Annotated in this window: 10 protein-coding genes; 8 read left to right on the forward strand and 2 right to left on the reverse strand. The window is 45.1% G+C overall.

Annotated elements, in window-relative coordinates:
- Window positions 1-328: 328 nt before the first annotated feature.
- Together HKI82_RS19235 and HKI82_RS19240 are read left to right on the forward strand one after the other, a co-directional pair.
- Entirely contained in the window at window positions 329-1,519 is a 1,191-nt protein-coding gene (locus HKI82_RS19235) for a 3-phenylpropionate MFS transporter (protein ID WP_102941604.1), read from the forward strand.
- 136 nt (window positions 1,520-1,655) lie between these two features.
- Window positions 1,656-5,090 (forward strand): hybrid sensor histidine kinase/response regulator, encoded by a 3,435-nt coding sequence (locus tag HKI82_RS19240; RefSeq protein ID WP_102941605.1) that lies wholly within the window; start codon window positions 1,656-1,658, stop codon window positions 5,088-5,090.
- 63 nt (window positions 5,091-5,153) lie between these two features.
- On the opposite strand, the gene gppA is transcribed toward HKI82_RS19240, so the two are convergent.
- Both gppA and rhlB read right to left on the reverse strand, forming a co-directional pair.
- Window positions 5,154-6,650, reverse strand: coding sequence for a guanosine-5'-triphosphate,3'-diphosphate diphosphatase (gene gppA / locus HKI82_RS19245; protein WP_171138901.1), 1,497 nt, complete (start codon window positions 6,648-6,650; stop codon window positions 5,154-5,156).
- 7 nt (window positions 6,651-6,657) lie between these two features.
- Entirely contained in the window at window positions 6,658-7,959 is a 1,302-nt protein-coding gene (gene rhlB / locus HKI82_RS19250; protein WP_042489932.1) for an ATP-dependent RNA helicase RhlB, read from the reverse strand.
- Window positions 7,960-8,094: 135 nt separating this feature from the next.
- Here rhlB and trxA point away from each other — a divergent pair, with 135 nt between their 5' ends.
- From trxA to fre, 6 genes are all read left to right on the forward strand, one after another.
- The gene (gene trxA / locus HKI82_RS19255) at window positions 8,095-8,421 is read left to right on the forward strand and encodes a thioredoxin TrxA (protein WP_042489933.1); all 327 of its coding nucleotides are present in this window, start codon (window positions 8,095-8,097) and stop codon (window positions 8,419-8,421) included.
- A gap of 196 nt (window positions 8,422-8,617) precedes the next feature.
- Entirely contained in the window at window positions 8,618-9,877 is a 1,260-nt protein-coding gene (gene rho, locus HKI82_RS19260; protein WP_102941608.1) for a transcription termination factor Rho, read from the forward strand.
- Window positions 9,878-9,984: 107 nt separating this feature from the next.
- A complete protein-coding gene (locus tag HKI82_RS19265; protein WP_171138902.1) occupies window positions 9,985-10,980 on the forward strand; it encodes a hypothetical protein in 996 nt (331 codons plus the stop codon).
- 119 nt (window positions 10,981-11,099) lie between these two features.
- Window positions 11,100-12,953: a 4-hydroxy-3-polyprenylbenzoate decarboxylase gene (gene ubiD / locus HKI82_RS19270; protein ID WP_171138903.1), complete on the forward strand. Its 1,854-nt coding sequence runs from the start codon at window positions 11,100-11,102 to the stop codon at window positions 12,951-12,953.
- The gene (locus HKI82_RS19275; RefSeq protein ID WP_042489939.1) at window positions 12,950-13,219 is read left to right on the forward strand and encodes a 2Fe-2S iron-sulfur cluster-binding protein; all 270 of its coding nucleotides are present in this window, start codon (window positions 12,950-12,952) and stop codon (window positions 13,217-13,219) included. Before ubiD ends, HKI82_RS19275 begins: the two co-directional genes overlap by 4 nt.
- 15 nt (window positions 13,220-13,234) lie before the next feature.
- On the forward strand, window positions 13,235-13,948 hold the full coding sequence (gene fre / locus HKI82_RS19280) for an NAD(P)H-flavin reductase (RefSeq protein ID WP_171138904.1): 714 nt from the start codon (window positions 13,235-13,237) through the stop codon (window positions 13,946-13,948).
- The last annotated feature ends 255 nt before the right edge of the window (window positions 13,949-14,203 follow it).

Genomic DNA, 14,203 nt, shown 5'->3' on the forward strand with positions numbered 1-14,203 from the left:
GCCCCAATCGCACCGAACTAAACATGCCTAACTGCAAATAATTTATCGGCGTTTCGTTTTCTGTGTTCATGGGGGCTCATTCACTTTTTACTTTGCTGAAATGCTGATTGAATTGGGCATCACAGAAGTTCGTCAGTGAGAGGTATCTAGGGTAAGTGTGACAAATTTCCCTCAGCCCTCCAGACGACTTTGGTCTAATGACGCTATTTTGCAGCCGATGAAAGTTGTGATAGGGGAAACAGTTCGTTTAACAAAGTTCCCTTTTTCGCGCTCGTGACTCGTTGCATAATGGCCGCGTTTATTTTTCTCATGCTGTTTAGGATAACTAATGTTTAAGCCCTCTCCCTACGGATGGATATCTCAATACTTTTTCGGTTTCTTCTTTGCTTACGGCGTATATCTACCGTTTTGGGCGCTATGGTTTGAAGGGCAGGGTGTGTCTGCCAGTGACATCGGTGTGTTAGTGGGGATTGGTTTTGCAACACGTTGTGTCGCGAACTTGGTTATTACCCCTCGTATTCATAAAGTGGAACATCTACTGCCAGCACTTCGCTGGGTGACATTTGCACTGATGTTATTTACCGCTTTTCACTTTTTCACTGGCGGTAATTTTTGGCTATTAGCTTTGGCGACGGTTCTTTTCAATATGATGTGTGGCCCAGTATTGCCGCTGTCGGATTCTGTTGCTAACCACTATGCTAAACGCAATATGCTCGATTATGGACGCACTCGTCTCTGGGGGTCTATCGCCTTTATTGCGGGCTCTACCGTGGTGGGTTATCTGATTGTGCTTTATGGTTCAGACATGATTGTCTACACCGCCCTGTTCGGCACACTTGTCACCTTGTTGATCAGTCTGCGCAATCCTAAGGTTGTGCCTGTTACAGAAAGTCACGAACATAAAATTCGTCCTAAGCTAACGGAATTACTTCGTGAATGGCCAGTGATTAAGTTTTTGCTTTTGGTCGCTTTGATCCAAGGTAGCCATGCGGCGTATTACAGCTTTAGTTCGATCCACTGGCGTGCGGCGGGACATTCAGAAGATATCATTGGTTACTTGTGGAGCTTAGGGGTTGTCTCCGAAATTCTGGTGTTTGCTATCAGCAAACGAGTGTTTTCCAACTGGAATATTCGCACCCTGTTTATCATATCTGCGTTAGGAGTGATTGTTCGCTGGGGATTAACAGCATCAACAACGGCATTAGTGGCATTGGTGGCAATTCAATCCTTACATGGGGTCACTTTTGCTTTGGCTCATATCGCGACGATTAAATACATTCAGCACGCACCGCAACACAAAATGGTTGCACTTCAGGCTCTGTATAACGCGATCCCTCTTGGCGCAGTGATTGCGATGATGACAACACTGAGCGGCTGGGGCTACGAAAGCTGGGGCGCAGGTGTGTTCTGGGGAATGGCGTTAATGGGTTTACTTGCGTTGTTTGTGAAAGTCGAATTACTTCAATCACAAGTTAACGATGTTTCAGTACATAAAGCGGAGCCTGAAGCACAAAATTAACCCAATCAGATTGAGATAAAATCCCATACCTGTTTAATAAAGCTTCTCCTAAGCTATTGGAGAAGCTTTATTTCTTTATAAGCCGCACTGGCGGTTTTAGAACATTCAAAGATTTCACAGGGAATAGGGAAGTCGGATGCAGGGTTGGTTGGTGGTTCCAGTCTCACTCGCTTATTTAGGCGTGCTGTTTCTTATCGCATGGTATGGCGATCGTCAAACTCGTTGGTTGGCGAAATGGCGACCTTGGATATACAGCCTATCGATTGCGGTTTACTGCACTTCATGGACCTTTTACGGTACGGTTGGTCAAGCCAGCCAGAACCCGTGGTCATTTTTACCGATTTATATTGCGCCAATTATCGTCTTTACATTTGGCTGGCGCATATTAGCGCGTCTGATCCTGATTGCGAAACGGGAACACATCACTTCAATTGCTGACTTTATTGCCGCTCGCTATGGAAAATCCCAGGGCTTAGCCGTTGCCGTCACTCTGATTGCGGTTGCAGGTATACTGCCGTACATCGCGTTGCAGCTGCGTGGTATTACCATGGGGCTGAATATCATCGCTCCTGATCTGGGTACGCAGTTTGGTTATCAGGACGAGAATGTTTCTTGGTTTGTGGTTCTGGCACTGGCGCTGTTTACCATGCTGTTTGGTACCCGCCATATTGATAATACCGAACACCACCGAGGTATGATGATGGCGATTGCTTTTGAATCGATCGTCAAGCTGGTTGCCTTTCTGGTGGTAGGAATGTTCATTCTCTATCTTGCACTGAGAGAGCAAGATGTCGCGCTGTTGGATGTGGCACGAGAAACCTATCAAGCTCCGAACTGGCCTACGTTAATTATCCACACCATTTTAACCATGATCGCCATAATCTGCTTACCTCGTCAGTTCCATACCATGGTGGTGGAAAACGAGCGAGCACAAGACCTTCACACTGCGCGTTGGCTTTTCCCTTCTTATTTGATTCTGATGGGAATATTTGTCCTGCCGATTGCGTGGGTGGGGCAGAGTCTATTGAGTGGCACATCGCCGGACACCTTTGTGATTAGTGTTCCTGTTGCTGTGGGGGCAAATGATATTGCTTTGCTTGCGTTCCTTGGTGGCACTTCCGCTGCTTCTGGAATGGTGATTGTCTCGACTATCGCACTAGCGATTATGGCATCCAATGACTTGGTGATGCCTTTACTGCTGCGTCGCATGCGTTTGTCACAACGAAATCATCGTCACTTCTCCGGCCTGCTGGTCATTATTCGCCGTACTTTAATCTTACTGTTATTGCTCGGTGCTTGGGGCTTTTATCTGGTTCTCGATACCATTCCTTCGCTGTCTGCGATTGGCTTTTTGTCTTTCTCCGCTATTACCCAGTTTGCTCCTGCACTCATTGGTGGCATGTACTGGCGAGAAGGAAACCGCAAAGGGGTTTATGTCGGCCTATTGGTAGGTTTCACCTTGTGGCTGATCACTCTGATGAGCGCAACCAATATGCTGGCGGGCGACCATGAAAGTAACGTGCTGTTGTGGGTGATCACTCCGCCTCAATTCCTAGGCAACATGGGGTTAGAAAGTTCCGACTGGGGTATGTTGTTGAGCGTTACTCTGAACTGTATCTGCTATGTGGTGATTTCTATCGCGACTCGCTCAAGTTTAAGTGAGCGATTACAGTCGGCATCTTTCGTTGGCACGCCGTTGCCGGAAAACGAAAACATCAGTTTGTATCAAAGCCGTGTAACCGTCGCCGAACTTGAAATGCTGGCTTCGCGATTTGTTGGGCGACAAAGAGTGCGCGCGGCATTTGGTCAGTATTGGGATCAGCAACGTGAAACGCTCATGCCCAATCAGCAAGCGCCTGCAACATTGATTCGTCATACAGAACGTGTTCTTGCTGGTGTGTTTGGTGCTTCGTCTGCCAAGTTAGTGCTTACTTCTGCTTTGCAAGGCCGCAATATGCAGCTGGAAGAGGTGGCGACCATCGTTGATGAAGCCTCTGAACTTTATGACTTCACCCGCGGCTTGTTGCAGGGGGCGATAGAACATATTGGGCAGGGCATTGCGGTAGTTGATAAGCAACTTCGGCTGGTGGCTTGGAACCAACGCTATCTAGAACTGTTTGATTTCCCTCCGGGGCTGATACAAGTCGGAAGACCGATAGCCGATGTTATTCGCCATAACGCTCAGCAAGGTTTGTGCGGGCCGGGCGATCCTGAAGAACATGTACGTCGCAGGGTTTATCACTTAGAACAAGGGACTCGCCATACCTCTTCGCGTATTCGTCCTGATGGTCGAGTGATTGAAGTGCAAGGAAACCCAATGCCTGGCGGCGGGTTCGTTATGAGCTTTACCGATATCACTGTGTTCCGAGATGCAGAGCGAACACTGAAAGAAGCGAATGAAAATCTTGAAGAAAGGGTATTAGAGCGAACCCGAGAGCTGGAAACGCTGAACAAAAAACTCGTTTCCGCTACACAGCGTTCCGAACAAGAGTCTCAATCTAAATCGCGATTTTTAGCTGCGGTCAGCCACGATTTGATGCAGCCGCTCAATGCAGCAAGATTATTTGCTTCTTCACTTTCGGAGGTTGCTCAGGAAGAAGAGTCGAAACGTTTGTCACGTCATATTGAAAGTGCGCTCAGCGCTGCTGAAGATTTGATTGGCGACTTGCTTGATATTTCTCGTTTGGAGTCTGGAAAACTTGAAGTGCATTTGCAGAGCTTCAAGGTCAATGACGTGCTTTCCAACTTGAAAGCGGAGTTCGAAGCATTGGCGCATCAGCAAGGGATCAATTTCAGTACGGTATCTTCCTCGCTGTATGTGCATTCGGATCCTAAGTTATTGCGCAGAGTTATTCAGAACTTCTTAACCAATGCTTTTCGCTATAACCCGAAGGGGAAGGTTGTCCTAGGTGTAAGAAGAGTTGCTGGTAGAGTACGTATTGATGTCTGGGACAACGGCATCGGGATCGAGCAAGATAAGCAACAAGAGATATTCGAAGAATTCAATCGTGGTAGCCAAGTTCGTTCTGACCAAGGTTTGGGGCTAGGACTTGCTATATCCAAAGGGATTGCGTTTGTATTAGGCCATGAAATATCAATGCGTTCTTGGCCGGATCAAGGGAGCGTGTTCTCGCTTACTTTGGATAAAGCAGAGCCACATGAGGTGGTGCCGCAAAAAGCCGCGGTATTGGAAGCGGTGCATGATTTAGGGCACCTGCGCGTTCTTTGTGTTGATAATGAAGAAGAAATTCTGGTTGGGATGCAGACCTTGCTGGAACGCTGGGGGTGTGAGGTAAAAACGGCGCTAGACATTAAGCAGAGCATGAAGGCGCTTGATAATCATTGGATTCCTGATGTGATTTTCTCTGATTACCGCCTTGATAATGGACGCACCGGATTAGAAGTGTTGCAGCAATGCCGACTGCGTTTAGGTGATTGCTTTGAAGGGGTGATCATCAGTGCCGATCGCAGTCCGGATATTCTGGATGGTATTAAATCCAACGGCTTTAGTTTTATGGCTAAGCCCGTCAAACCATTGAAGTTAAGAGCTCTGTTGAATCGTATCGTGTAAAAGAAAGCCCTCAATAGAGGGCTTCTTAATATTTGAGCGTATTACGCAAAAGCTATTGTTCGTTTATTCATTCGCTTGAATGTTCAACGGCCAACCCATGTCTGTTTGACGGTTTGCTTCAAGTTCAAGTTCCGCCCGGGTTAATGGATTTACTTGCAGCCATTGTTTGTCGATAGATAAGGTCAATTCGTCGTCTTCGGCAGTAAGAACGATGTTCGGTTCTAACTCTACGCAACGACGGTGACTCAAAAGTACAGCTAAACGTAATAGGCGCAATACTCGCTTACTGCTGGTTACTGACAACGCATGTTGCTCAGGCAGGCTTGTTAGCTGCTCACGGTAGCGTCGTGTCAATTCAGCAAGTAAGTGTTTTTGCGCACGAGTGAACCCTGGTAAATCAAGATTCTGTAACAGGTAAGCGTTATGCTCACCGCCTTTTTTAAAATCGATAGAGAGGCCAATTTCATGCAATTGGGCAGCCGTGAGCAGAAGCATCTCTGCTTGTGGCTCAGAAATCCAATCTTGCCCACCACACTGAGTAAGCAGTTTGCTGGCAAGATCAGATACTTGCTGTGCGTAACATTGGTCTATCTGGTAGCGAATCTGGACACTGTGAATGGTGCGCGAACGAATGTCGTCTTGGCGCAAGTCATCCATCATGTCGTAGATCAAGCCTTCACGCAAAGCGCCGCCAGCTAGAGTCATTGATTCGATGTTTAGCGATTCGAAAATAGCGATCAGAATCGATAAACCACTAGGAAAGACTAACGCCCTTTCTAGAGTTAGACCTTCAATTTCAAGCTCTTCAAGATGATCAGACTGCATTGCCTGCTTTTTGAGGCGGTTTAACTTTGCCAAAGTGATGACTTCATCCATCCCTTGAGCCAACATGATCTCTTGCAGAGCTTGAACAGTGCCGCTTGCTCCCACACACACATCCCAGCCTAACTGGGTATATTGTTCTAATACGGGAGCTAAACGTTTTTTCGCTGCATCTATAGCGTTGTTAAAGTTGGTGCTGTTGAGCTGGCGGTCTTTAAAATGACGTTCAAGCCAAGTCACACACCCCATCTTTAAGCTGGTTAACGCTTTTGCTTCAAAGCCCTCACCGATAATCACTTCGGTACTGGCTCCGCCAATATCCACCACTAATCGACGCCCAACGCCTCCGGAGGTGTGAGCGACACCTTTATAGATAGTGGCAGCTTCTTCTTCACCTGAGATGACTTCAATCGAATGTCCTAGAATTTCATTAGCTTTTACTAGGAACTCATTGATGTTCGTCGCTGTACGCAATGTTGCAGTACCTACAATACGAATATTCTTGTGTGGGATGTCTTGTAAGCGTTCCGCAAACAAACTTAAACAATCCCAACCGCGTTGCATGGCTTCATGACTTAACGCGTTATTGTCATCTAAACCTGCGGCAAGACGCACTTTGCGCTTTATCTTAGCCATGGTTTGAACGCTACCGTCGACATGGCGCACTATCAGCATATGGAAGCTGTTAGAGCCTAAATCAATCGCAGCATATAACGGTGAAGAAACAGTTTGGCACATAGATGAATTACGAATCCTTTGGCTTTTGTGGCGCGCGAGGGCGTCTTTGTGGCTTACGATTTCCGTTGCGAGAACCGCCTGTATTAGTGCGGCGTTGTGGTGACGAAGAGCGTAAAGTTAATGGTTTCGGCAAATTCGTCAGTAGTGCTGATGGATCGTAATCAGACACAGGAATTGAGTGTCCAGTGTATTCTTCAATTGCAGTCAGGTTGATTGCGTACTCTTCACATGCAAACGAAATTGAGTGACCACTTGCGCCTGCACGACCAGTACGGCCAATACGGTGAACGTAATCTTCACAATCATCTGGTAGGTCGTAGTTAAATACGTGTGTTACTTGTGGGATGTGTAGACCACGCGCTGCCACATCTGTAGCAACCAGAATGTCCACTTCACCTTGTGTAAACTGCTCTAAAATGCGTTCACGTTTTTTCTGTGGAACATCACCTGTTAGCAAACCTACGCGATGGCCATCGGCAGCAAGAGCACCCCAGATGTTTTCACAACGGTGTTTAGTGTTTGCAAAAATGATAGCGCGATCCGGCCAATCTTCTTCAACCAGAGTTTGCAGAAGTGCCATTTTGTGTTCATTAGAAGGGTAGAACAGCTCTTCTTTAATACGGTGACCTGTTTTCTGTTCAGGCTCTACCACCACGTGCTCAGGGTTGTGCATGTGTTCAAATGCCAATTCTTGAACGCGGTAAGATAAAGTCGCAGAGAACAGCATGTTCAAACGATCTTTCGGCTCAGGCATACGGCGGAATAAGAAACGGATGTCTTTAATGAAACCCAAATCAAACATACGGTCTGCTTCATCCAGAACCACAGCTTGAATATTGTTCAGATTAAAAACACGTTGCTTGTAAAAATCGATGATACGGCCAGTTGTGCCGATCAGGATATCCACACCTTCTTGAAGCTTGCCCAGCTGTTTATCGTAGCTTTCGCCACCATAAGCCAGTGCAGCCTTAAGACCGGTACTCGCCACGAGCGAGTCTGCATCATTAAAGATCTGAATCGCGAGTTCACGCGTCGGAGCCATAATAATTGCACGAGGCTGAGTGACTTTACGTCCTTCAATTTCGGGTGTTTTTAGCAAATGGTTAAAAGTCGCAGCGAGAAACGCGATGGTTTTACCAGTACCCGTTTGGGCCTGGCCTGCAATGTCTTGGCCGGTGAGCAGTACCGGCAACGCCAAGGCTTGGATAGGGGTACAGAATTCGAACCCTTTTTTTTCCAATCCTTCAATTACTTGGGGATGTAAATCCAAGTCGGCGAATTTTTGCTCTGTGATATGTGTCTTTTTCATTGCTATAGAATATCAGCTTCCACTTGCAATACGGAAGTAAATACATTCCAATAGAGCATCTATTTACTGGTTAGTCGATAATCAGTCGAATGATTGTTAATAATCAGTGCAGAAAAAAGCACATTGGAGTGGAAGATGAGTGATAAAATTTTGCAGCTATCTGATGATGGTTTCGAGAACGATGTAATCAAAGCTGCAGGTCCTGTTCTAGTTGATTTTTGGGCAGAATGGTGTGGTCCTTGTAAGATGATTGCTCCTATTCTTGATGAAATCGCAGAAGAATACGAAGGTAAACTCACTATCGGTAAACTGAATATCGACCACAACGCAGGTACACCACCTAAGTTCGGTATTCGTGGTATTCCTACGCTATTGCTATTTAAAGATGGCAGCGTAGCAGCGACAAAAGTAGGCGCGCTGTCTAAAACTCAACTAAAAGAGTTCTTGGACGCAAACCTATAATTCGCCATAACTTTACCGTACATAGAAATATGTACGGTTTTGTTTTTGTAAAAAACAATTTCTAGACTAGGCTAATATTTAGTGCTAGTTTATCGCACGTAAATTAAACAAGTGTTCACTTCTTGGTCAATCCTGAGACCAAATCCATCTTAACTAGAAAATAGATCCTATTTTGACTAAACAAGTATCCACCACAATGAATCTAACAGAACTGAAGAACAGACCCGTATCTGATCTTGTCAAACTTGGTGAGAGCCTAGGCCTAGAAAACCTCGCGCGTCTGAGAAAACAAGACATTATTTTTGCCATCTTAAAAGCGCACGCGAAGAGCGGTGAAGATATCTTCGGCGATGGTGTTTTGGAAATTCTTCAAGACGGTTTTGGTTTCTTGCGCAGCGCGGACAGTTCTTATCTTGCCGGCCCAGACGATATCTACGTATCTCCAAGCCAAATTCGTCGTTTCAACCTACGCACTGGTGATTCGATTGCAGGAAAAATTCGCCCGCCAAAAGAAGGTGAACGTTACTTTGCACTTCTGAAAGTGAACACTGTTAACCACGACAAACCTGATAACGCGCGTAACAAAATCCTATTTGAGAACTTAACTCCGCTACACGCCAATGAGCGTATGGTAATGGAGCGTGGTAATGGCTCGACTGAAGACATTACAGCACGTGTTCTTGATCTCGCATCTCCTATCGGTAAAGGTCAACGTGGTCTGATTGTAGCTCCGCCAAAAGCGGGTAAAACTATGTTGCTACAAAACATCGCCCAAAGCATTGCTAATAACCACCCTGAATGTGAATTGATGGTACTTCTTATTGACGAACGTCCTGAAGAAGTCACTGAGATGCAACGCCTTGTAAAAGGTGAAGTAATCGCTTCGACGTTTGATGAGCCAGCGTCTCGCCACGTTCAAGTTGCAGAAATGGTTATTGAAAAAGCAAAACGTCTTGTTGAACACAAAAAAGACGTTGTTATCCTTCTTGACTCTATCACCCGTCTAGCGCGTGCATACAACACGGTAATCCCTTCATCAGGTAAAGTGCTTACCGGTGGTGTGGACGCTAACGCATTACACCGTCCAAAACGTTTCTTTGGTGCAGCACGTAATGTAGAAGAAGGTGGTAGCTTAACTATCATTGCTACAGCGCTAGTTGATACTGGTTCTAAGATGGATGAAGTTATTTACGAAGAGTTCAAAGGTACAGGTAACATGGAACTGCACTTGAACCGTAAGATTGCAGAAAAACGTGTTTTCCCTGCTATTGACTTCAACCGTTCTGGTACTCGTCGTGAAGAGCTACTAACTAAGCCTGATGAGCTACAGAAAATGTGGATTCTGCGTAAGATTGTTCACCCGATGGGCGAAACAGATGCAATGGAATTCCTCATCGACAAGCTGGCAATGACCAAAACCAATGATGAATTCTTTGACGCAATGCGCCGTCAGTAATGAATAAACATTGATTATTTTGAAGCACCACCCATTGGGTGGTGTTTTTGTTTGCATTCTTTTCATTACCGCACGACAATTATGAGGAATGTTAACAGGAGGTTAATATGCAACAAGGACTGTTGTTTAGTTTATTCCTCTCTCTTTTATTAGCTTGGACACCTGCTTCTGCTGTTGAGGTTTCATCAGCAAGTCAGCAAAACCTGCTGCAAGATCATCTGCTTCAACAGAAGGTCTCAGAGTTGGTCGATTTGGCGATAAAAGACGATATTGATGCCCTTTCATTTGCTGTAGAACGTATTTCGTTGCCACAGCAGGAAGCCGCTCGCTTTCTATTACTGCAGCACTTAGAAAAACAGCAAGTTGCTCTGTCTGAGAATTTGTTCCATTTTGTCGAAAAGCAAAAAAACATCGTTCCTGTTTATCAAGTGTTGGAGAAAGGCGAGGGGTATGAATTCTCCGTTCCAGCATTTGACTACATTGCTATTGCTCACCGCTTAACAAAGCAATGGAAGCAAGAACAAAGCGTGCTTAACTTCATCCTAAAAGCCGAAAGTGGCGAGTTGAAACTGGATGAATGGTTGTCTGGGCCTGACTATCTAGTACAGGAGAGAGAAAATTTACTGCTGAGTCAATTTGATAATTTGTCTGCGAAAGTTCAGCGCGATCTCGTTCAACAACTGACTCAGGTTAATGTCGTGGTTTGGTTACCGTCTTCTAGTGTGATGGTTAAAATGGCACAAGTAACAGGTGATCTTAAGCTATATAAGTTGCTGTGGTTGATGCGCGCGGATTTTTATGTCGAGCAAGAGCTTGAGCGTTTAGCAAAAGTCGCTGATGATTTTGCCATTAATCAAATCATGTTAGCCGCAGACAATCCGAGACTGGCGAGTAATGCTTTGCAGTATTTAGTCAAAATACCGAAACCTTTTTCTGAGCAAGTGAAGCAATATTTGGTTAAACGCTTAGAAAACTCTTCAGATGCTCCGATTGTGGCTCAAGCGCTTGTGGAACAAGGATATCAACCTTGGCTGAAAGAACTCTTGAACAATAATCGTCGTGTTGAAAGCCAAGCGATCTTACAGGTTCTTTCTCAGCAATAAGCATTCATCACCCTCATCATAATCTCTCTACAAAAGCGCAACACTTTTTAGAAAAGAGAAATCGATAGCAAAGTGTTTTTTGTTATACTGCGTGCAGTTTAATCATTCATAGAGCAGATATGAGCTTTAAAAACTTACGTGATTTCTTAGACCATCTCGAAGCACACGGACAACTCAAGCGTATTTCTCATCCCATTGATCCTCATTATGAAATGACGGAAATCAGTGACCGAACACTACGTCAAGCTGGCCCGGCTTTGCTGTTTGAAAATCCTATTGGTTACGATGTTCCTGTCCTAACCAATCTATTTGGTACTCCAGAGCGTGTTGCCATAGGGATGGGGCGTGAAAACGTTCAGGACTTACGTGAAGTTGGAAAACTGTTGGCATATTTGAAAGAGCCTGAGCCACCTCGTGGGTTTCGTGATGCTCTGGATAAACTCCCTGTCTTCAAGCAAGTTTTGAACATGCCAGCCAAAAAGCTGCGTAAAGCACCGTGTCAGGACATTATTTGGCAAGGTGATGACGTTGATTTAGATAAAATTCCTGTGATGAGCTGTTGGGCTGATGATGTTGCACCTCTTTTAACTTGGGGACTGACCATCACTAGAGGCCCTAATAAAAAGCGCCAGAATCTGGGTATCTATCGTCAACAAAAGATCGCGAAGAATAAAGTTATCATGCGCTGGTTAGCTCATCGTGGCGGAGCGCTTGATCTTAGAGAGTGGATGGAAGCGAACCCAGGAGAGAACTTCCCTGTTTCGGTCGCTTTTGGTGCTGACCCAGCCACTATCTTAGGTGCTGTTACCCCAGTGCCGGATACGCTATCCGAATATGCTTTCGCAGGTTTACTGCGAGGCAGCAAAACAGAAGTGGTTAAATCAATCAGCAATGATTTGGAAGTGCCAGCCAGTGCTGAAATAGTACTGGAAGGTTACATCGACCCGAATGAGTACGCAGACGAAGGACCTTATGGTGATCACACCGGTTACTATAATGAAGTAGAAAGACATCATGTCTTCACCGTGACTCATATTACTATGTGTAACACGCCTATTTACCACAGTACTTATACTGGTCGTCCGCCTGATGAACCTGCAGTTCTAGGTGTAGCGCTTAATGAAGTCTTTGTGCCTATTCTTCAAAAGCAGTTTCCGGAAATCGTTGACTTCTACCTACCGCCCGAAGGTTGTTCTTACCGTATGGCTGTAGTGACTATGAAAAAGCAATACCCAGGTCATGCGAAGCGAGTCATGATGGGCGTGTGGTCTTTCTTACGTCAGTTCATGTACACCAAATATGTAGTTGTGCTTGATGAAAGCGTTAATGCTCGAGACTGGAATTCCGTGACTCAAGCCATGTGTGAACATATGGATCCGGTACGCGATACATTAATGATAGAGAATACGCCGATCGATTCGTTGGATTTTGCTTCTCCTGTGGCTGGTTTAGGTTCCAAGATGGGCTTAGATGCAACGATTAAATGGGATGCAGAACTTGCGATGACGCCTAAAGTCGAAGCTCGACCTTCGCATGAAATAAAGAGTGCGGATATTGAAGAGTTCAAACGACGTTATCCGCAAGTTGAAGATATCTATTTCCCGCCGACAACTGAAAATCGCATCGCCATAGTTTCAATGCGTAAATACGCTGCCGGTGAGTCAAAAGCTTTGTTGGAAGCCGTGTGGACATTTTTGGCAGAGTACACGGACGCTAAGTTCGTTGTATTGTGCGATGATGATGTAAATGCCCGAGATTGGAATGATATTATCTGGGCTATCACAACGAGAATGGATCCTGCTCGGGATACCTACGTCATTCCTGCTTCAAATGGTATGGTGTCAAGATTAGCATTGGACGCAACCAATAAATTTGAGGGTGAAGTATCTCGGGAGTGGGGAACACCAATTCATAAAGATCCTAAGTTGGTAGCGAAAATCGACGCCCTCTGGGATGAACTAGGAATTCTATGACTTTTACTGTACGTTTGCTGCCAAGCGAGCTTCAGTTTGAAGTTGAAAAAGGGCAAACGATATTGGAGGCTGCGCTCAACCAGCAGATTCCATTTCCTCATCGTTGCCAAGTGGGGGCATGTGCTGCATGCCTGTGCCGTAAAGTGGAAGGCGATGTAACTTACCATCTAGAGCCTATGCTTACAGAGAAAGAGCAAGCTGAAGGATGGATATTCCCTTGCCAAGCTATAGCAGAAAGTCATTTGGTACTTACTTTTGAAGAGTAAGTAAGAAGGATAAATATGACCATTAAATGTAAAGTAAAGTCGATACAGTCTTTAGCCAGTAACACATACCAAATACTGCTCCATCCTGAGCAGCCAGTCACTTTCAAAGCTGGCCAGTACTTAATGGTAGTGATGGGCGAAAAAGATAAACGTCCGTTTTCAATCGCGAGTAGCCCTTGTCGTCACGAGGGTGAACTTGAGTTGCACATTGGTGCTGCTGAGCATAATGCTTACGCAATTGAAGTTGTTCAACTGATGCGTGAAGCTTTAGAGAAGCAACTTGAAGTTGAAATTGATGCACCACATGGCGACGCATGGATTAGAGAAGAGAGTGAAAGCCCGATATTACTTATTGCTGGCGGCACTGGTTTTAGCTACGTTCGTTCGATCTTGGATCACTGCATTGCTCAAAATAAAGCTAATCCTATCTATTTATATTGGGGCGCTCGTGACGAGAGCCAACTTTATGCTTTGACTGAACTAGAGCAAATCGCTGCGAAACATGAAAATGTCCATTTTATTCCGGTAGTTGAAGATGCTGGCACAAACTGGCAAGGAAAAGTAGGTAATGTGTTGCAAGCAATAAGCTCTGATTTCGATTCTTTGGCAGATTTTGATATCTATATTGCTGGACGCTTTGAAATGGCGGGAGCTGCGAGAGAACAATTTACTCAAAATAAACAGGCATTGAGTGAAAAGATGTTTGCGGATGCATACGCTTTTATATAAAAACTTACTCATTTCGAGATAAAAAAGAGGGCTAAAAGCCCTCTTTTTGTTATTTTTGCTGCTTTCTTAAACGAATGAGCTATTTTTTCAATTTTTTTTAAAAAAGCACTTGCGCGGTTTTAATTCCTCCCTATAATGCCGCCTCACTGACACGGCAGACGTCGCAAGGCTTCAGCAGGTGTTGGTAGAGGATAAGACTTCTAAAAAAGAAAAATTGAAAAAGTGTTTGACACTGACAGTTATCTCGCTAGAATG

This window comes from Vibrio plantisponsor (assembly GCF_013041605.1).
Lineage (GTDB): Bacteria > Pseudomonadota > Gammaproteobacteria > Enterobacterales > Vibrionaceae > Vibrio > Vibrio plantisponsor.